The 20,825-nt window shown below is 31.2% G+C and carries 18 protein-coding genes and 2 pseudogenes; 17 read left to right on the forward strand and 3 right to left on the reverse strand.

Annotated elements, in window-relative coordinates; translation table 11 throughout:
- Positions 1-46: 46 nt before the first annotated feature.
- From tenA to ABH955_RS04905, 6 genes and pseudogenes are all read left to right on the forward strand, one after another.
- A complete protein-coding gene (gene tenA, locus ABH955_RS04880) occupies positions 47-733 on the forward strand; it encodes a thiaminase II (RefSeq protein WP_002136637.1) in 687 nt (228 codons plus the stop codon).
- A gap of 331 nt (positions 734-1,064) precedes the next feature.
- A complete protein-coding gene (locus tag ABH955_RS04885; RefSeq protein WP_404490924.1) occupies positions 1,065-3,446 on the forward strand; it encodes a pPIWI_RE module domain-containing protein in 2,382 nt (793 codons plus the stop codon).
- 210 nt (positions 3,447-3,656) lie between these two features.
- Complete coding sequence (locus ABH955_RS04890; protein ID WP_404490925.1) at positions 3,657-4,424, forward strand: DUF3959 family protein; 768 nt, start codon at positions 3,657-3,659, stop codon at positions 4,422-4,424.
- 143 nt (positions 4,425-4,567) lie between these two features.
- A pseudogene (locus ABH955_RS04895) lies at positions 4,568-4,902 on the forward strand (DUF3995 domain-containing protein); the annotation flags it as partial.
- 364 nt (positions 4,903-5,266) lie between these two features.
- A pseudogene (locus tag ABH955_RS04900) lies at positions 5,267-6,324 on the forward strand (glycosyltransferase).
- Between the two features lie 244 nt (positions 6,325-6,568).
- Complete coding sequence (locus ABH955_RS04905) at positions 6,569-7,048, forward strand: homoserine dehydrogenase (RefSeq protein ID WP_404453690.1); 480 nt, start codon at positions 6,569-6,571, stop codon at positions 7,046-7,048.
- Positions 7,049-7,647: 599 nt separating this feature from the next.
- Here ABH955_RS04905 and ABH955_RS04910 read toward each other — a convergent pair.
- Positions 7,648-7,839, reverse strand: a complete 192-nt coding sequence (locus tag ABH955_RS04910) for a hypothetical protein (RefSeq protein WP_002070042.1) — start codon at positions 7,837-7,839, stop codon at positions 7,648-7,650.
- 629 nt (positions 7,840-8,468) lie between these two features.
- Between ABH955_RS04910 and ABH955_RS04915 the strand changes: the two genes are divergently transcribed.
- Positions 8,469-8,672, forward strand: a complete 204-nt coding sequence (locus tag ABH955_RS04915; RefSeq protein WP_002085220.1) for a hypothetical protein — start codon at positions 8,469-8,471, stop codon at positions 8,670-8,672.
- Positions 8,673-9,024: 352 nt separating this feature from the next.
- On the opposite strand, the gene ABH955_RS04920 is transcribed toward ABH955_RS04915, so the two are convergent.
- Positions 9,025-9,228, reverse strand: coding sequence for a hypothetical protein (locus tag ABH955_RS04920; RefSeq protein WP_002142003.1), 204 nt, complete (start codon positions 9,226-9,228; stop codon positions 9,025-9,027).
- A gap of 298 nt (positions 9,229-9,526) precedes the next feature.
- Between ABH955_RS04920 and ABH955_RS04925 the strand changes: the two genes are divergently transcribed.
- The 6 genes from ABH955_RS04925 to ABH955_RS04950 all read left to right on the forward strand — a co-directional run bounded on the left by ABH955_RS04925 (position 9,527) and on the right by ABH955_RS04950 (position 14,877).
- Positions 9,527-10,531, forward strand: a complete 1,005-nt coding sequence (locus ABH955_RS04925) for a DUF1835 domain-containing protein (RefSeq protein ID WP_404447666.1) — start codon at positions 9,527-9,529, stop codon at positions 10,529-10,531.
- A gap of 146 nt (positions 10,532-10,677) precedes the next feature.
- Positions 10,678-11,082, forward strand: coding sequence for a hypothetical protein (locus ABH955_RS04930; protein WP_002032464.1), 405 nt, complete (start codon positions 10,678-10,680; stop codon positions 11,080-11,082).
- A gap of 160 nt (positions 11,083-11,242) precedes the next feature.
- On the forward strand, positions 11,243-12,478 hold the full coding sequence (locus tag ABH955_RS04935) for a cytochrome P450 family protein (RefSeq protein WP_404490926.1): 1,236 nt from the start codon (positions 11,243-11,245) through the stop codon (positions 12,476-12,478).
- 267 nt (positions 12,479-12,745) lie between these two features.
- Positions 12,746-14,029 carry an MFS transporter gene (locus tag ABH955_RS04940; protein WP_002127654.1) on the forward strand — a complete coding sequence of 428 codons (1,284 nt, stop codon included), beginning with the start codon at positions 12,746-12,748 and terminating at the stop codon, positions 14,027-14,029.
- Complete coding sequence (locus ABH955_RS04945) at positions 14,019-14,648, forward strand: Vat family streptogramin A O-acetyltransferase (RefSeq protein ID WP_404447676.1); 630 nt, start codon at positions 14,019-14,021, stop codon at positions 14,646-14,648. The genes ABH955_RS04940 and ABH955_RS04945 overlap by 11 nt, the downstream gene beginning before the upstream one ends.
- Positions 14,649-14,721: 73 nt before the next feature.
- Positions 14,722-14,877: a DUF1540 domain-containing protein gene (locus ABH955_RS04950; RefSeq protein ID WP_000046089.1), complete on the forward strand. Its 156-nt coding sequence runs from the start codon at positions 14,722-14,724 to the stop codon at positions 14,875-14,877.
- Positions 14,878-14,979: 102 nt separating this feature from the next.
- On the opposite strand, the gene ABH955_RS04955 is transcribed toward ABH955_RS04950, so the two are convergent.
- On the reverse strand, positions 14,980-15,477 hold the full coding sequence (locus tag ABH955_RS04955) for a PadR family transcriptional regulator (protein WP_088033681.1): 498 nt from the start codon (positions 15,475-15,477) through the stop codon (positions 14,980-14,982).
- Positions 15,478-15,617: 140 nt separating this feature from the next.
- Between ABH955_RS04955 and ABH955_RS04960 the strand changes: the two genes are divergently transcribed.
- The 4 genes from ABH955_RS04960 to ABH955_RS04975 all read left to right on the forward strand — a co-directional run bounded on the left by ABH955_RS04960 (position 15,618) and on the right by ABH955_RS04975 (position 20,694).
- Positions 15,618-16,832 (forward strand): cytochrome P450, encoded by a 1,215-nt coding sequence (locus ABH955_RS04960; RefSeq protein ID WP_404447680.1) that lies wholly within the window; start codon positions 15,618-15,620, stop codon positions 16,830-16,832.
- Between the two features lie 114 nt (positions 16,833-16,946).
- Positions 16,947-17,525, forward strand: a complete 579-nt coding sequence (locus tag ABH955_RS04965; RefSeq protein ID WP_404490927.1) for a cysteine dioxygenase family protein — start codon at positions 16,947-16,949, stop codon at positions 17,523-17,525.
- A gap of 177 nt (positions 17,526-17,702) precedes the next feature.
- Positions 17,703-18,554, forward strand: coding sequence for a Cof-type HAD-IIB family hydrolase (locus tag ABH955_RS04970; RefSeq protein WP_404490928.1), 852 nt, complete (start codon positions 17,703-17,705; stop codon positions 18,552-18,554).
- Positions 18,555-18,906: 352 nt separating this feature from the next.
- A complete protein-coding gene (locus ABH955_RS04975; RefSeq protein ID WP_404447684.1) occupies positions 18,907-20,694 on the forward strand; it encodes an ATP-binding protein in 1,788 nt (595 codons plus the stop codon).
- Positions 20,695-20,825: the final 131 nt, after the last annotated feature.

Genomic DNA, 20,825 nt, shown 5'->3' on the forward strand with positions numbered 1-20,825 from the left:
TTGTGGATAAATACGTATATTTTTTACATTATTTGGAGGGATTTAAATGACTTTTTCACAATCATTACGTAAAGAAGTAGATTCAATTTGGGAAGCAAGTTTTAACCATCCTTTTGTAAAAAAACTAGGCGAAGGAACATTAGATTTAGCTAGTTTTCGATATTATGTGCTTCAAGATTCTTATTATTTGAGTCATTTTGCTAGAGTACAAACGTTAGGTGCTGCAAAGGCTCTTGAATTAGAAACGACAGCTCGTATGGCACACCATGCACAAAATACGTATGAAGCTGAGTTATCATTACATGAGAATTTCGCAAAAAAATTAGGGATTACAAAAGAAGAAAAAGATAATTTTATTCCTGCGCCAACTGCATATGCATATACATCTCATATGTATCGTGCAGCTTATGAAGGGCATTTAGGAGATATTATTGCGGCTATTTTACCTTGTTATTGGTTATATTATGAAATCGGTGAACGATTAAAAGAATGTCAACCAGAAGAGCCAATTTATCAAGAATGGATTTCTGCATATGGGTCTGATTGGTTCCGTACTCTAGTAGAAGAGCAAATCACACGATTAGATATGATCGCTGAAAAGGTAACAGAGGCAGACCGTAATCGTATGAGACAACATTTTATTTTTAGTAGTCAATATGAATATTCATTTTGGGAAATGGCATATACATTAGAAAAATGGCCGATGAATGAAGAAGTTAAAGGTGTTATTTAAATAAGAGTATATAAAAGGTATCGCTATATAAAGAGGCGATACCTTTTATTATATTTAGTTTCTGTAATTTTTTTGTAAATCATAGATAAAAAATATAATAATTTATTATAATGATTTTATAATATAAAGTCCCATAAGGAGGTAGTTATATGTTAATAGGTATTTTATATTAATTTGATTTTAATAATGTTTTATTTATATAACTAAATGTAATTTAGCTATTTCCTTTAATGTGCTTGGTTAAAATTTGATTCGTTAATGCTTAAAAAATTGGTATCTTTTCTAGTATTATTCATGATCAATATAAATTAAGAGAGGAAGTATTAATAATATGGAAAAATTACAGTTATTAGCATTTAAAAATATAGTAGAACCCCTCTATAATGAGAAAGTATCGTATATTTATTTTCCTATTGAATGGCTTGAGATTGTAGAGATACATTATAGAACATTTTTATTAACGAGCAAATTAAAACTTGTAAATGAAAGATTGTATGAAATGTTTTCTGATATATTATTCATTCAGCATAATCCATATATATTAAAGGAAGATACACCTTGGATTGTGGCTAAGGAACCAATGAGACAAGAACAGTTAGACTATATTTTCCAAAGCTGGTATGAGGTTATTCGTGATTGGAAACCGAATAAATTAATAGATCCACCACATTTAGAATGGCAGCATGATTTAATTAGTAATTTACCAGTATTACATGATAAAAAAACGTTTTCTAAATGGGTACCAGCTCTAATTACTCATATTTTTTGCGAACAGCCTTTACGTATGGAAAATAAAAATGAGGAAGAAATATATTTTTCACCACTGCGATCACAACATGTTTCTGAAGCGATGTCTGAGCCAATTAAAGATGAAGAAACACATGATTATTTCTCTTATGTATATCGGTTTGAATACGTAACTCGTGGAGGTGAGAATATTCCGCTATTAAAAGTATCTGTAGGGATTAGGAGGTTTTATCAACAATATAATCATAAAGATATCCCTATACTTTTAGGGCGAAAGCGGAGCCAAATACTGATTTCAACTCCTGAATTTGAATCAAATAATAAAAAGCAAAGATTTGTAAAGTTAAAAGTACAACAAGCTGTAAAAGGAATAAAGTGGATTAAACGTTTTAGAAATTTAAAAGATGATTATAGGATAGGGGGAGAAGTTAAATTAGAGAACATTCTCCAATGTCCGAAAGAGTATATTAGAGGAACTAATGTAAGAGTACTTCTTCCATATAACGAAAATATATATAAAGTTCAAGGAACAAAAATAAAATTTGGTATAAAAGTAAGAGAAAAAGAGGAACTTTTTAATGAATTCCAACGAATATTCCCATACTTCACATTACTTCCAGAGGGTAAAAAAGTATTAACTAATAATGAGAATGAGTTATTACCTTTATTTGCACCAAAGGGATTAGACACAATTACGTTAGAAGTATGGTCAGATGATATAGTAATAGAGATAGAACAAGCGTTATTAGATAGCAAAATAGTTTTAGCTCAAAACGGAGATTCCTCCTATGTATTAAATGCAGACAATCCGGTGTTGTTAAAAATAGTAAGATATAACATTGGGAAATTGTTACAAAATCCATATAGAATGCAATATAGTCATAAAAACAAAAAGAAACTAGTAGACGATGTCGTAAAAGCTGTACATGCTACGGCAGGTGAGCAAAATGAAATGAAATTAGCATTAATTGCAATAAAAAATTGTGATGGTCGCGAAAAAATTAATCCAAAGCAAATTATTCGGGAAGGATTCGCTCAAACGGAACGTATTTCAGCATTTATTAATTTATTTATTGGACAAAGTGTATCTAAAAAAGAAATTATTAATGCCATTCTTAGTTTGTTAGAACAAAAGGGGTTCTTAAAGTGTAGTTGGAATAAGATAAAATTACCGGGGATAATTGTAAATTTATCAATTGAGAAAATGTCTAAATATGATTTCTTACCTATTTTTTCAAAAATAAATGGGAGAGAAATATTATATAAATTATATGGTCAAGAAGAATGGGGCACAATTGATCATACTTTATTAAATATAGGTAATAATAAAGTGTTTTTACCACAACCATCAAAAAGGAATGATATAGGAGTCAGTTTTAAACAATTTATGTCAGAAACATTAGTTGAAATTTCACAAGATGCACATAAACAAAATAAAGAAGTTTATTTTATTGTAGATGCCAATATGAGGAAATATTGGATAGAGGAATTGCAAAATAAAAGCGTTAATATTGGGGTTTCACCTGAAATAATCTCAAATTTAAAAGAGGATATAAACATAATTAGAATTAATACTAACTCAGATGTACCGAACTATATTGTTAGAGACCAAGAACATGTTATGAATGAAACGAGATTATTTGTAGATCAAATGGGAATTTACTATAGCACGGCTGCATACGAATTAGATTGTAATGAGATAGTACATCAGTACATACTCGAAGTTATCCCGCTTGGTGTAAAATCTGAAGAGAGAGAAGAAATCGCCAAAATGATACATTACATGTGCTGTAAATCAACCTTGCTCTCAGAACAAAATATTCATAATACGCATGTAATGCATATGGCTAAATTAATTAAAAATTATACTACCGATATTGATTCAAGGGAGTTTAAAGAATTCAATGACGAATTAGATGAAGATGTAATAATTTTAGAAAAAGAAGATACATTGATATTAATATAAATAATAGTGTACAAATCCTGCTAGTAATAATGAGCAGGATTTGTCATTTTTCATTGTAAATATAGATATGATTTGTCATGTATATTTTCGGTTTCATATTTACTTTATTTACATACAGGATTAAGATGTTTTTTAGAAATACAAAAACTACATCATATGGAAAAGCGATTTTTATTAATTGAAAAGAAAATTTGAAAGGAATGGGGAATTGTGAAGAAATTAGATGTATTATTAATGCTACTGAGCGGCCTCTTTCCAATTGCAGGAATGTTAAAGCAAATCCCTCTTGAACAATCTTTATATATTGGAGGACTTTTATTTTTTACTAGTTTCGGTAGTTACTTTGCGAAAAAGATATATTCACGTATATGTAGCTGGATAGCCTATGCACCATTTATAACACTACTGTTAGTTATTTGGAATCAGGATATTTCAATAAATTCAATAATAGCGAACGCGAAAATCGCCGCTTGCATTGCGTTAATTCCGTGTTTATTCCGGTTTCGTACATACGGGCTTACTTTGGGCTTATTCTCATTATGGGCCGCGTTACTATGGGATATAAAAGAAGTGCAGTCGTTAGTCATACTTGAGCGTATGATGAATTTAATGACAAGCCATTATTTATATATTCTCCTTTTAGTTGGAGGACTTATATTAGGTGGATTACTTGCGATGTTATTACACGGTAAAGAGAAAGACACTAATAAAGAAAATACTAATTTATTTAAACAAAAAAAGAAACGTAAAAGGCTATCATTTAAGATCCGCTTTCCAAGATTACCGAAATTTAAGATAAAATTATTTAAGTTTGGTGGAAAAGGTTCTAAACGTAAAAGGCCAGAAACAATGCATGAGCGTAATAACGAAGAACCAGTTGTAACATATGAAATGGCAGAGCAAATAGATCAATATAAAGAAAGTACTGTTCAAGGTCAAACTAGGATGGAACGTCGAAAAAATAGGTATAATGCATAATAAATTCCACTAACCCCTTAATGATTTATCGTAAAATTGATAAATCACTAAGGGGTTTTTATGTAATTAAATATAGGTTGCGTATGAAGTATTCATAGCATATTTTAAAGGTAAGGATTTAAGTAAAATAATGGGAGGACAAAATGCTTATTATTACATATATTTCTGTTTGCATATTATTCTTAGTTAGTTTTTCACATGTTTATTGGGCTTTCGGAGGTAAGTGGGCGACAAATAGTTTCATTCCAACTAAAGCTGGAGAAAAGGCGTTTACACCAGGTGCAGGAATGACATTGTTCATTGCATTATCGTTAAGTATGGCAGCAATGATTTTATTACAACAAGAAAATATTGTTCATTTCGCAGTTCCCAATGTTTTTGTTCAAATAGGACCCTGGGTTTGTATGGTTGTTTTTTCATAAGAGTAATTGGTGAGTTTCATTATTTTGGTATATTTAAACGAAAAAAAGATACGCAGTTTGCTAGAATGGATACTGTTTTATATGTACCACTTTGTGCATTTTTATCTTTATCCTTCTTATTAGCAATAATAACGTGAACATATAAAAGGTAATTGTATAGTGAATTTAAAAAATATAAATATACGTATGTCGGATAAGCGGTTTCTGTGTAATCAGAAACCGCTTATTTTGTATGATTGCATTTTATTGCAAAAGAGTGTGACACATTATAGCGTATGCACAGTTTTAGAAGTATTAGTCAATTAAATAATAACTTCATGTATATCTTGAGGTATGTATTTGTGAAGATAATTTCTTTTTCAATCATATAATACATTAGGAGGAGGGATTATCTTGACCGAAATAACAATTAGTTTATGCATGATTGTAAAAGATGAAGAGCAAGTTATCGCAAGGTGTCTAGATTCAGTAAAACACATAGTTGATGAAATAGTTATTGTAGATACTGGATCTACAGATAGAACTAAAGATATTGTTCGAAAGTATACACCTAATATTTATGATTATAAGTGGAATGATAATTTTGCGGCGGCCAGAAATTTTTCATTTTCTAAAGCGAAAAAAGATTATATTTTATGGTTGGATGCTGATGATGTTTTATTTGAAAAGGATCAGCAGAAATTTTTAAATTTAAAACAAGAAATGAATAATGATATTGACGCTGTATTAATGTTTTATCATTTGAATACTGGATTAAGTATGGAGCTAATGTATATTACAACACGTTATAGGCTTGTTAATCGCTCAAGAAATTTTCAATGGATTAACAAAGTGCACGAATTTATACAAGTTGAAGGAAATGTGTTGCACACGGATATAACTATTACTCATTGTAAAGAAAAGCCAAGAATTGATCAGAATTTTAAAATTCTCCAATCCATAATTGAGACAGAAGAAGTTACACTTACAGATTGGTTCAATTATGCGAATGAATGTATGTTTCAGCAAAAGTATGATCAGGCAATTCAATTTTATAAAAAAGTATTAGATAGTAAAGAAAAATGGGGAGAAGGAAATGTTTATGTGTGCGGAAACTTAGCGTATTGTTATATGCAACTTCAAAAGTGGGATAAAGCATTAGAAACTTTTACAAGGGCTTTTCAATACGGGAATCCAAGAGGGGAAATTTGTGTTGGGATAGGGCATGTCATGATGGAACAAAAAAATATAAAGAAGCAATTCGTTGGTATTTAGCAGCCACGAAAATTACATATCCTAACGAGGCGATACTTTATAACCCCGCAAGTTACAATTGGGTTCCATATTTCCATATAAGCTTGTGCTACAGCCATTTAGGAAACTATGAAAAGGCGTTACAGTATAATGAATTAGCAGCAAATTATATACCTAATCATCCAGCGGTAATATATAACCAGCAATATTTTAATACTTTATTACAAAGTAAAGAGAAGGGTTAATTAAGCAAATAAAGTCAAGTTATTTTTATTAATGATTTCATTTTCTATAGTGATATACACAATATTAATTATGAGGATGGACTGCTTCTAGTTGGTACGTAACTAAAGAAATTATTACAACTATGTAAGGTTAATGTAATGATAATTGATAGTAAATTAAGATGTTTGAGTGTATTGTTAATAGGATTTAAAAGTATTTTTTATATATAAGGGGAAATAATATTTAATTAGGAAGTGTAATTAAATGATTGAAATTAAATCTATTATCCATTCGTACAAACTAAAGAGAAGAATAGCTAGGGATTTATACGGCAATAGAGATGAATTGACGCTGTTATTAAATGAATTTAATAATATAAAATGTACGGCTGCATCTGAAAAAAAGAAAAATAGTATGCTATCTCGTTTACAATTAATTTATCAAAATATGAAATTAGATAAGCAGTACCCTCTTCCATTTGCTTTAAATAACAAGTTATTGGAGCGGTTAGAAAATGAATCTCTTCAAACTATTGAGGGTTGTGTATCATGTCTACATGTAATGTTGGATATAAATTATGAGAAAATAAAACATTATGGATCGAGCACAAGTAGGTCATTTGTTCCATTATCGCAATCTTCAATTTGTCTTGCTGATTGTGTTTGTTTAATAGGAGTTGTATTAGGGTTACTAGGAACAGTGACATTTGGAGGATTAATGTTATCTGTATGTTCTCTTACATAAAGAAAAAAGGACACCCACTTAAGGTGTTTTTTTTTAGCTACTTAGGAGAGCTTTTGAGATAGGAGGGACATGGATTCAAATCTATAGTTACACATTTTTATTGTGTTGTGTAACTTAAAAAGGAAAGTATCAGCAACTGCTTATTTTGTATGACTATAAACATTGGCTATTTGGGAGCTGTAATAGAATGCTTAGAAGGGGGCAAAAAATGGTGTGTGAAATATTAATAAAAAAGGACAAGCAGTCGTACCTACTGTCCTTTAAAGGAGAAAAGTCTTTTGGTTAAGAACTACGAATAAACAGAAAGTCTGCTTGTAATTAGTTTTATCCCAAATATACATGCCTATACAAAAAAGGGATAAGTTCAAAAATACTTATCCCAGGAAGGGAAATCCCAAACATCAAAATGGCTTGTATTGGTATACAGGTTCAAAAGTAGTATATGTCAAACGAAAAATCTCATACAAAAAGCAGACAATCAAAAGTATTGTCTGCCAGAAAGTTGGATGAATTAGCCAACTGTGAAAAATTGCTTTCCCACTTCAAGAAGAGTAAAGGCAACAAATTTGAAAGAAATGAATTGGGATTTAGTTATTGCTCTATGAATGATGCATTTTTTTCATTTTTTTTGTCCCCAAAAAACAACTAATAATTGCGAGTAATGCATTTGAAGAAATGAAATTTACGGTCCAATAAATTCCTGTTCCAGCAATTATATCGATAATTATAAATCTTTTAATTGCCGAACTTTGTACTACATGAAAAATAAATTGATTGTTATCGTTACCCAATGTTATCACATCCCTTATCTAATATATGACAAGGCATGCTTGCTCTAGTCTTCATGATAATATACGAAAAAGAGTAATTAGCAGAAGCTTATAAAGTAGTTATAAATAAAAGATAACTATCGGAAGTTAAATTATTAACTTCAGTGAAAAAAATAACAATCATAATTTATCCTGCGTTATTGATGGGATATTATGTTTTACTTAAGGTAAGGGCTTATGCGGAAAGTTTGATGAAAAATTCTTTCATTAAAAGTACGATTCCTAGCAGAAACAAGACTTCAATTGAGAACCAAAACATACTTTTGTGAGGTTTTTTAAACTCCATAATAATTGATGAAAATAAAAAAAATGCGATAAGTATGATGATTAAGAGTCGGATTATATCAACCATTAATAACACTCCTAATATTTAATCAGTACTATTATATAATCTTTTCCAAAGATATATAATTCTAGAAACATTCTATTGAAATTTTAATGAAAAGAACAGGTGGTGTTTAGTAGCTTTTTTCTCAAAATCATTTCAAACGTGTAGTGGGAAGTGATAAAAGTGATAAATCCACGTTTTAATAAAAGGATGTAAGCGTATTTTTAGCGAATTATAGATAATTAAGAGAGGCGGTGACACTATGAAGTATGTAAAAGTCAGTATGAATGGTGGAAGTGAGCACAAATTCTCAATGACTTTAGAACGATTTGAAGAGTTTATTACTACAGAGAATGGATTATTAGAAAATAAATTAGTTTGTATTGAAAATGTAATGATTAACCCTACTAATATATCTTCTGTAGTTGAAAAAATTGGTGTACCTGCTAAATTTATGGAAGTTTAAAGGTAATTAGATAAAAAACATCCATGGGGATGTTTTTTGTTTATAAATAAAGCAATTGTACAATGAAAGTATGAGAAAATTTTATTAGTAATAATGTAGGCTATTAAGAATGAATGGATATAGAAAGGTCTTTTCTAGCGTGTTAGTTACTCCAATGTGTATGTATCTATTTGGCATCTAGACATTGTGCTTTCCAGTGCACGATGTAATAAGTACAAGCATATAGTATGTAATAGGACAAGATCTTCGTGTCCTACTAAATACTCAGAAAAAACCTCTAATCACATTAGGGCATCCAATAGCAGGGTGCTCTAATTTTTTATGAAAAATGTATCTTCACAACGGTTTCGTTTCAATTATAGTTTTCTTTAATGTTAATAAATATTAAGATTAATATGATAGCAATAATTAAATTAGACAAATAAAAATTTTGGTGACACAGTAGTTCAAAGATGACATCGAATGTATACAATAAAGCGACAGCAGGTAATATACAAATAAATATAAATCTCCAATTTTTTAAATAATGTTTATAATTAGTAAGTACTTTCGCCATTAATATTGCTCCTGTATTTTTTATTTTCCATATAATTATACATTTAAATAAACAGATTTACAAAGTGTTTAAAAATTATTTAGCAACTAATGTGATTTTGGGAGATAAATAAGGAGGAAGAAAAAAATATTATAGATCTATAGATTGAGAGGAATATAGAGAAAGCTTTTGTTAAAAACTTAGATGGCTGCAGCAATCTGTGTAATAAACGATTTGATTTTAAAAAGACTTTTAAACATCTGGGCTAAAATGATACACTATAATCTACGTTATTTTAGAAATGAATAGAGGGATTTATATGATAGATAAAATTAAAAATGTTGTAGAGGATATGTATGAAGATGAAGCAAAACATTTACTTCAAAGTATTCTAATACAGTTAGATGTATTAGACGGGAATTATAGCGAAGATATGATAAAAAATTTAACGAGTATCCCTAAGCAATTGACGAGTCATACAACTCAGGAAAAGAATTTAGAAGAAAGCACACACATTCATATTGCCTTTGATGATTCAACTGCCGGATGTTTAAAATATATGTTGAAACAAGAAGGATTACACGAGGAGAGTGTTGTTTCATACTCTGAATTCTTTTCAATTGGTCCCATACATCAATTACATACGAATGAAGGTCAATTAGCAAGGGCACAGTGGTTATTAAATAACTTAACTTCTTATGATTGTTATTTTGAAGAAGAGTATTTACCAAGATTTAAGGAGACTTTAGAAGAGCTACATTCAATTCCGAATGAAACACCGATTACCGTTTGGAAGGCGGATAATGCCCATGAGCACGTAGGGCTTTGTTTTGCAATTGCGCAATTAAAAGATAAGAAAAATATTCGTGTTATGAATACTTCTGAAGCGAGTAGAGAAATATTAAAACAAGATTATGATATCCGTGGAACTGGAGAAGTATCTCCTGAAAGTTTAGCTCTTTTCCAAAAAAGTTTTGTGGAATTTCCGTATTTAACTGAAGAGAAGCGAATGAAGTTTGCACATGAGTGGGATAGATTATCGCAAAGCACGGAGTTTTTAAGAGTTTGGAAAGACGATGAAGTGCATTCTGTACAAGAAGATTATTTTGATCAATTCATTATTGAGTGTGCGAAAAATGTAGGAGCAGATAAAGAGTTTCATAAAGCTCCGAGAGTAATAGGTGAAGCACTTGGACTTGCGGATCAATTGGTTGGGGATACGTTTTTAGAATATCGCTTGAAAGAATTAATTAAGCAAGAAGTATTTGAATATGAAGGTTCGTTAGATCAAATGCGTTTTTATAGTGTGAAGTTAATAAAATAAAAAATATGTTTTGTTTATAAAAAAGCTCGTATTTTTAAAATACGAGCTTTTTTTAGATGAATTTAGGCTATACATAAGCTTCCTATGAATGGCGTATCACATATGAATGTTAAAAGAAACAAATGAAAAGAAGGTGATGGGTTATTATGTATAACCAACAAAACTATCCATATGATCAAGAGATGTATTATAATCCACAAAACTACGGTTATGAATCTACAAATGAAGTGAGAGATATTGAACAAGAAGACTATAGACCAGATGATGCGGAAGATGCTCCAACATCACCACCACCGTCACAAGCTCCGTCGTTACCGTCCACATTTGCTTCTCCAGCACAAGCAGGCAATATGAAATCTTGGATGTGTAACTGTTTAGGAAGATGGGGCTATTTACGTTTACATCGACCTGGTCCTTTCGGAAGAGATTTATGGTTCTTTCCAACCGAGGTAAGAAGAAGCGGGGTTTCAGGCTACACTTGGCAAGGTGGTCGTCGTCGTAAAGTAAGTTATCGATATCAACAAATTAGTAATTTTATGTGCTTCGCATAATAGGAAGTGAGAGAGTAGAATAATTTTACTCTCTCACTTTTTTATTTTTCAATATACGAAGTAAGATTTTAATTAAAAATTTACAATTTTCTAGTTTTTATTGAAGTATAATTCAAATGTTAGGTTGATTTACACAAATAATTGAGAGTGAGGGAATGTAATGTCAATAAAAAATAAGGTTGGCCGAAAAATAGAGGATGGCATTAATTTAGCTTCTGCTCAGTTTAAAGAAGATGCATATGAAATTTATAAAGAGTCACGAAAAATGCAACCTATATTATTTGTAAATGAAGTTGAAATCGGTAAAGAATGGCTCATTACAAGATATGAAGATGCTGTGCCACTTTTAAAAGATAATCGTTTAAAAAAAGATATGGCAAATGTGTTTTCTCAAGATACAAATAACATGTATCTTTCTGTTGACAATAGTGATCATTTAACAACGCATATGTTAAATTCGGACCCACCTAACCACAGTCGTTTACGATCTTTAGTTCAAAAAGCTTTTACACCAAAGATGATTTCACAATTAGACGGAAGAATTCAGAGAGTAGCGGATGATTTAATAAATGAGATAGAGCGAAAAGGTACATTAAATCTTGTGGATGATTATTCATTCCCATTACCGATTCTTGTAATAAGTGAGATGCTTGGAATTCCAAAAGAGGATCAAGCGAAATTTAGAATTTGGTCTCATGCTGTCATTGCATCGCCAGAAACACCTGGAGAAATAAAAGAAACCGAAAAACAACTATCTGAGTTTATTACATATCTTAAATATATAGTTGATGTAAAACGAAAAGATCCAAAAGAAGATTTGGTTAGTGCGCTAATCCTTGCGGAAAATGAAGGGCATAAACTTAGTGCTCGAGAGTTATATTCAATGATAATGTTACTAATCGTAGCAGGACATGAGACAACAGTGAATTTAATTACGAATACGGTATTAGCACTTCTTGAAAATCCAAATCAATTACAGTTATTAAAAGATAATCCAAAATTAATTGATTCTGCAATTGAAGAAGGATTGCGTTATTATTCTCCAGTTGAGGTTACAACTGCAAGATGGGCGGCTGAACCTTTTCAAATCCACGATCAAACAATACAAAAGGGAGACATGGTTATTATTTCATTAGCTTCAGCAAACCGTGATGAAACCGTATTTGAAAAACCAGAAGTATTCGATATTACACGAGAAAATAACCGTCATATTGCCTTTGGGCACGGTAGTCATTTCTGCCTAGGAGCACCACTTGCTAGGTTGGAAGCAAAGATTGCTATTACTACTTTGTTTAAACGGATGCCATCGTTACAAATAAAAGGTGAGCGTGAAAAAATTAATTGGCAAGGTAATTATTTAATGCGTTCTTTAGAGGAATTACCATTGTCTTTTTAGAATAGTTATATTGAGACATGCATACACGACAAATGATTAACATAGAGTATGTATGTGTTATTTAAATTCGAAACGGAAGGGTGAAAACATCCCAATGATCAACTAATTCTATTTGTAAGAGATCTTCGTTAAAAAACGAAATATTCTTCTGAATAGGATTAGTATGTGCATGTATAGAAAAGGGATGTGTTTCGCACTGCGAATATATAGTCTTTTCATATGATTTGTGCTGCCTCCTGTTCAGAACACGAAATAGGAGGCTTTTTTATGTCGACGACTGCAGAAACGAAACAAAATCATGGGGTATCACAAGTATTAAAAAATCGATTTGTGCAAGGGATTCTAGCATCAGCACTATTTTTACAAGTTGGTATTTGGGTTCGTAACTTTGCGATATTACTTTATGTTATGGAAATGACGAAAGGTGATGCTTTTGCCATTTCGATGATTTCGGTTGCTGAATTTGCTCCCATTTTTATTTTCTCATTCATTGGTGGAACTTTTGCTGATAGGTGGAAGCCAAAGAAGACAATGATATGGTGTGAGACGTTAAGTTCTATTTCCGTATTCGCTGTATTAATTACTCTTATGTTTGGAACGTGGAAAATCGTGTTTTTTGTGACGCTTATTTCTGCAATCCTTTCGCAGTTTTCTCAACCATCTGGTATGAAGTTGTTTAAACAGCATTTATCAACGGAACAAATTCAATTAGCGATGTCTATATATCAAACAATATTTGCGATTTTTATGGTGTTAGGACCGATTCTTGGAACATTTATTTTTCATAGTTTTGGAATTTATATTTCAATCATCATAACAGGTATCGCTTTTTTACTTGCAGCAGCTGTGTTGTTATTTCTTCCGAAAGATCTTGAGAATGATAATGAGAAGAAAGAAATTACGCTGTTACAGGAAATGCTGGATGGTATTAAATATGTAAAAAAGAAAAAAGCATTAACTTTGCTAGGGTTTTGTTTTATGGCAGCTGGACTAGGTATAGGTTTAATTCAGCCACTAGGCATCTTTATTGTGACTGAGCAGTTAGGGTTATCAAAAGAGAGTTTACAATGGTTACTAACAGTAAATGGTGCGGGAATGATTGTTGGCGGGGCTTTAGCGATGGTATTTGCGAAAAACGTTGCTCCCCAAAAGATGTTAATTGTAGGGATGCTCGGTCAGGCAATTGGAATTGGTATTATAGGCTACTCCACAAATTTATGGGTGACACTTACGGCACAACTTTTTAGTGGTTTAGCTCTTCCATGTATCCAAATTGGTATTAATACGCTCATTATTCAAAATAGCGATACCGATTTTATTGGTCGCGTGAACGGCATTTTAAGTCCACTATTCACCGGTTCAATGGTAGTAACGATGAGTATAGCTGGTTCCTTAAAGGAGATGTTTTCATTAGGTACGATGTATGAGGGAACGGCTCTACTATTTATAATTGGATTATTGTTTATTTTACCTATATACAATTTAAAGCCAGTAATAGCAGTAGAAAGTGAAATGAATGGTAAAGGAAGTGCTGTGCAACATGAATCCTAATCCAAATGTTAAATACCCTATTGAAGGAAATCAAAACGTTCATTTTATAAAAAATACAATAACGAAATCTAATATATTTGTTGGTGACTATTCTTATTATGATGCGAAAGATGGAGAAACATTTGAAAATCGAGTATTATATCATTATGAATTTATTGGAGATAGGCTTACCATTGGAAATTTTTGTTGTATTGCAAATGGAGTTACCTTTATTATGAACGGAGCGAATCACCGGATGGATGGATTTTCGGCATATCCATTTAATATATTTGGAAATGGGTGGGAGAAGTATACACCTAGTTTGTCTGATTTACCTTACAAAGGTGATACAGTTATAGGAAATGACGTTTGGATTGGTATGGATACAACTATTATGCCCGGAATAAAAATAGGGGATGGTGCAATCATTGCAGCTAAATCTGTTGTGACTAGAGATGTCGCACCATATACAATTGTTGGCGGAAACCCTGCAAATAAAATAAAGGAACGATTCACAAATACAATAATAGAAGAATTATTGCAAATTCAATGGTGGCATTTTGACATTGAAAAAATAACCGAAAATATAGATGCTATTGTACAAGGAAATATTGAACCATTAAGAAAGTTAAAAAGGTAATAAAAAATGCATGACAAAGAGTATCATACCTCCGAATTTTGTTAATGATAATAGAACAAGGAGGTGTGATACTATGGCACAAGACGTTTTATGTGAAGTAAACAACTGTAAATTTTGGGCTAACGGCAATAAATGTAGTGCAGATGCAATTTATGTAGTAAGTCATAAAGGTAAACATGCATCTACAACTGAAGAAACAGATTGCAAAACTTTTGATCCAGAAGTATAAATTTTTGAAGGGTAGCCAAATCGTGGTTGCCCTTTTATTAATTATAGTATTGATAATAAATCTCATTTTCATTCATTGTTTTTAACTTTTCTTTTTATTTTTTCATATTTTCTTCATAAGTGATGCAATCCAGAGCAATTCATGTTCAATACGTGATTTACTAAATTCAATGACTTCTGTAATAAAAGATGAGCTAACATGTAAAGATTGAATAGCAGTAAGTTGTTTATGTAGTACGTCTTGGCGTATTGTTAAAATTTCTTTTCTAGCTTCGTAATCAAGTTTTTCAAATAGTGCGATACGCACAAGGAACTCAGCGTTATTTGTCGCAATCTTTTCGGGAAACTCTCTTAACATTTCAGAAAAAATTTCTTCTCCTGTTTCAGTTATGTCGTACATATTTCGGTTTGGCTTTCCGACTTGTTTATGTATTTTTTTCGTTATAGCGCCCATATTTTCGAAGCGCCGAAGAGCGGGATACAGTGTATTATGATTTAATTCGAAATTCTCACCTAACCGATTTTGAACATTTTTCTTTATTTCATATCCATGTTTTGGTCCAGTCGTTAATTCTGCTAGTAATAAAATGTCAACGTACATAAAAATCCCCCTTATATATTTCTCAAGTTCTCCAATGAAAAATCTCCTTTAACATATGTTAAAATAACATATGTTAGATTATACAACTTTGAACTACCGACCTATGACTTTTATTGTAAAAGAAAAGGGAGGAAAGAACTATGGCTTCGCCTGAAAATGTGATTTTAGTTCATGAAATTTCAAAGCTGAAAACAAAAGAAGAATTGTGGAATCCGTATGAGTGGTATGAATTTATGAGGGATAACCATCCGGTTCATTATGATGAGGAGCAGGATGTATGGAATGTTTTTTTATACGATGATGTAAATCGAGTTTTATCGGATTATCGCTTATTTTCCAGTAGAAGGGAACGAAGACAATTCGCAATCCCACCTTTAGAAACTAGAATAAATATAAATTCTACTGATCCACCAGAACATCGCAATGTACGTTCTATTGTTTCTAAAGCATTTACTCCAAGAAGTTTAGAACAATGGAAACCTCGAATACAGGCTATCGCAAATGAACTTGTACAACATATCAGAAAATATAGTGAGGTTAATATCGTTGAAGAGTTTGCTGTAGCTTTACCTGTTACCGTCATATCCGATTTATTAGGAGTACCAACAACGGATCGTAAAAAAATTAAAGAATGGTCTGATATTTTATTTATGCCGTATAGTAAAGAAAAATTTAACGATTTGGATGTAGAAAAAGGAATTGCGTTAAATGAATTTAAAACATACCTTCTTCCAATTGTCCAAGAGAAAAGATATCATTTAACCGACGATATTATTTCAGATTTAATACGAGCTGAATATGAAGGCGAAAGATTAACCGATGAAGAAATAGTTACTTTTTCTTTAGGTTTATTAGCGGCAGGTAATGAAACAACTACAAATTTAATTATTAACAGCTTTTATTGCTTTTTAGTAGATTCACCTGGAATATATAAAGAGTTAAGAAAAGAACCTACGTTAATTTCAAAAGCGATTGAGGAAGTTTTACGCTATCGTTTTCCCATTACATTAGCTAGGAGGATTACTGCGGACACAAATATATTTGGACCTTTTATGAAAAAGGATCAAATGATTGTTGCGTGGGTTAGTGCAGCAAATTTAGATGAGAAAAAGTTCTTACAAGCTTCTAAATTTAATTTACACAGAATAGGAAATGAAAAGCATTTAACCTTTGGTAAAGGTCCTCATTTTTGCTTAGGGGCGCCACTTGCACGTTTAGAAGCTGAGATTGCATTAACTACCTTTATAAATGCCTTTGAAAAAATAGAGTTATCTCCATCGTTCAATTTAGAAAAATGTATATTAGAAAATGAACAAACATTAAAATACTTACCTATTCTTTTGAAAACTAGGTAAAACGTTCAGCAAGGTACAAAATTACTGTACCTTGTTTTTTTATTTCTCAATTGTAAATTTTTAGTGGTCTATTTAGTATGGAAGTGTGTGAAAGAAGAGTGGAGGAGAATGCTTATGTTAACGTGCGATGGGAGTAAAACGTTTCAAATATTTATTAAAGCTGTAACTGATTTAATAGATGGTGATTTATTGGAAGAACAAATCGTGTGTGAAATTGAAACATTACTAGAAGAACTTTTAGAAAAGAAAACATGGCTTCCGTTAGATAAACAGAAGGTGAATTCGGCTCAATATGCACGACACTTACTGTATGAAGATCCGTTAAAACGTTTTGAAGTATTAGCTCTCGTATGGAAAGATGGACAATCTACACCATTACATGATCATGATGGCACATGGGGAGTAGAAGGCGTTTTTTCAGGAAGGATAATGGTGCAGAACTTTGTTCAAACGAAGCAACTTGGAAATTCACTTTCTTATTTAACACATACAGGAAATCTTTATTTGGGAGAAGGCGAAACAGATAAAGTAATTCCACCAGCTGATTGTCATATTCTAGAAATATCCGGAAATAAAAGCGTAATCACTATTCATATATACGGAAAACGTTTAGAAAAGTTTAAAGTATATATACCAACAGAAGAAAAAAACGTATACATGTGTGAGACAAAATATATTAGTTATAATTCGTAGCTTAAAATCCAAAGCTTTTCTTTAAAAAGAACAGCTTTGGATTTTATTTTTAATTATTTCTTGACCTGAAACGCTTTTCATAAATTATAAATAAGGAGTGCTTCACGAGATTCGTATGAAAACGATACCTTTTATTTAATAAAAACTCGTGTATTTATAGAAAGTGGTGAAGAAATAATGAAATTAATCGCAATTGATCTAGATGGAACTCTTCTTTCAGGGAATAAAATGATTAGTAAAGAGAATGCAGAAGCAATTCGGAAATGTCAAGAAGCTGGCCATGTTGTAGCAATTTGTACTGGACGTTCTATTGTGGATATTGAACGACTATTGTTAGAAGTTGATTTGGAGTGTCCGATTATCGCGGAGAATGGTGCACTTATATATAAAGATAAAAAAATGATGAAGAGATACCCAATTCAAAATATGCAGGCACTTGAGATTGTAGAATATCTTGAAGAGAATGGCTTGTATTATCAGCTTTATACTAATAAAGGTGTGTATGTACCGGATTATGGAGTAGAGAGTGTACGTAATGAAATCGAGTATGTGAGGAATGCAAAAGAGAATTTCGATTTGAAAGAGTTAGAAACGATTGCTGCATTATACCTTGAGCATACAGCATTTCATATTACAGAAAGTTGTAAACCAATTGTAGAAATGGATATACATGTGCATAAACTTTTACCGTTTTCTTATGACATAGAGAAATTAAAAAAATTAAAAGAAACGTTTCTGCATAATACAGATTTAGCTATTACATCTTCCTATTGGCATAATTTAGAGATTAATCATCGAGATGCTCAAAAAGGAAATGGATTATATACTTTAGCAGAACATCTTAATATTCCAGTTGAAAACACTGTAGCAATAGGTGATGGCTTAAACGATGTTTCTATGATGGAGAAAGCAAATATATCAATTGCAATGGGAAATGCAGTTGAAGAAATAAAAGCGATGTGTCAATACGAAACGTTAACAAATGAAGAACATGGTGTCGCACATGCTTTATATAAATATGTAATGTAATAAAAAAAGAAAAAAAGAATCCAAATAGATTCTTTTTTCTTTTTATTAGGGGTAAGGTATTCTATGTGATTCATAGAAGCCTTATTACACCTAATTATATAGAATATATTGGAATAAATGTTTATATTTTTCATGAAAGTTATGAAAAATTTGTGAACTTTATGTTTATTGTATTTTTATAGTGCTGTTAGCAGCACGTAACACTCCCATATTATTTTCTGTTTTTAATTGAAAAATAGAATTTGTTCGAATAATTATTCTACAGCTATATACCTAGGAGCACTTTCTTCGTATAATGAAGAAGTATGAATTTTTAATTTGTATAAATTTTACATATCGAGGTGAAAAAGGAATGAATGCGCGGCTAATGGAACTTATTGATGTGAGTACAATAGAAACCATGGCAGAACAATTTTATAAATTAACCAACATATCACATCAACTTCTTGATGCTGAAAACGAATCTATATTTTCATTTGGAATTAATGAAATGAAAGTATGTAAACTTCCCAAAATTGAAATCCCCCTTTTCTTATACAATCAATATTTAGGATCTTTTGTTGTATGGTCCAAACGAAGCGAAATTTTCAATTGCCAAAAATATTTTGAAATGCTTTCTAACCTCATTATAACTGAGATGAAAAAAGCAGTTCAAAGTAAAAATACATCGTTACTTTCTCGAAAAGAGGAAGAACTACATACGATCTTACAAAACATGCCTGTTATGGTTGATGCGCTTGACTATAATGGAGATTTTGTTTTGTGGAATCGAGAATGCGAGATTGTAACAGGTTATACTGCTGAAGAAATAATTGGGAATCCAAACGCTCTTCAATTACTGTATCCTGACCATAATTATCGCAATCAAATACAAAATAAATTTTTGACTCGTGGAAAAAATTTTAGAGATTGGGAAATGAGTTTAACATGTAAAAATGGTGAAATTAAAACGATAATGTGGTCCAATATATCAGAGCAGTTTCCTGTAACAGGATTTAGTTACTGGGCTGTTGGGGTAGATATTACACATTTAAAAGCGATAGAAGAGCAATTAAAACAACAAACGTCTGAATTAGAATTAATTTTTAAAGCTTTACCAGATTTATGTTTTTTAACAGAAGATGATGGGACAATTATAGATTATAAAGCAGGATCCCCTACAAAATTTTACGTACCTGCAGAAGCTTTTATGGGAAAAAAATTTTACGAAATATTACCGTCTTCAGTAGCACAGCAATTTCAAGAAGCAATTCGCCAATTGAAAGAAGAAGGAAAGAATGTAATTGTAGAATATTTTCTAACAATTAATGGAAGTATCGATTTCTTTGAAGCTAGATGTTTACCATTATTACAAGATAAAATTATGATCATTGTACGCGATATCACAGAGCGGAAAAAGGCAGAAGAATTGCTAAATAAATCAGATACACTTGCGGCAATTGGTCAATTAGCAGCCGGTGTAGCTCATGAAGTGAGAAACCCATTAACTGTAATTAAAGGATTTATACAGTTATTCCAAATTAATAGAGAAGATCAAGAAAAATATTTTGACCTTATGCTTTCCGAAATAGAAAGAATAGAAGCAATCCTCCAAGAGTTTTTGTCGATTGCTAAAACTGATGAAATAAATACAGAAAAGAAAAATATTTATCAAATTTTTAAAAATGTCGTATCGTTAATTAATACAAAAGCAATCATGACAAATATTCAAGTTGAACTATTTACAGATTCCAAAGAGATAATCATTGAATGCTCAGAAAATCAATTGAAACAAGTATTTATTAATATTTTGCAAAATTCAATCGAAGCAATGCTAGATGGCGGGAAAATTTCAATCCATATAAAAGAAATACATAAAAAAGGTGTCATTATTAGTGTAATAGATGAAGGAATAGGAATACCTGAAGAAAGAATTAAAAGATTAGGTGAACCTTTCTATAGTACGAAAGAAAAAGGTACCGGTATTGGATTGATGTTAAGTTATAAAATAATTGAAGGTCATCAAGGAACAATAAGTATAATGAGTGAGGTTGGCGTCGGGACAACTGTAACTATTTACTTGCCGAAAATTCAGAGTAAACAATCTCTATCAAATTGTGATGATAGATGTATTTCAATACGTTCTAATATTAACTCCTAAAATACTTAATACCCAATAACAAAGCTAAGCTTTTGTTATTGGGTATTTTTATATTTAATTTAGTAAACTTTACCTTTTCTTTATGTTTGTTTTAATTTCTATTAAGTTTTAAACGTTATATTAATATGCGT

It is taken from the genome of Bacillus sp. RC240 (assembly GCF_044907945.1).
GTDB lineage: Bacteria > Bacillota > Bacilli > Bacillales > Bacillaceae_G > Bacillus_A > Bacillus_A mycoides.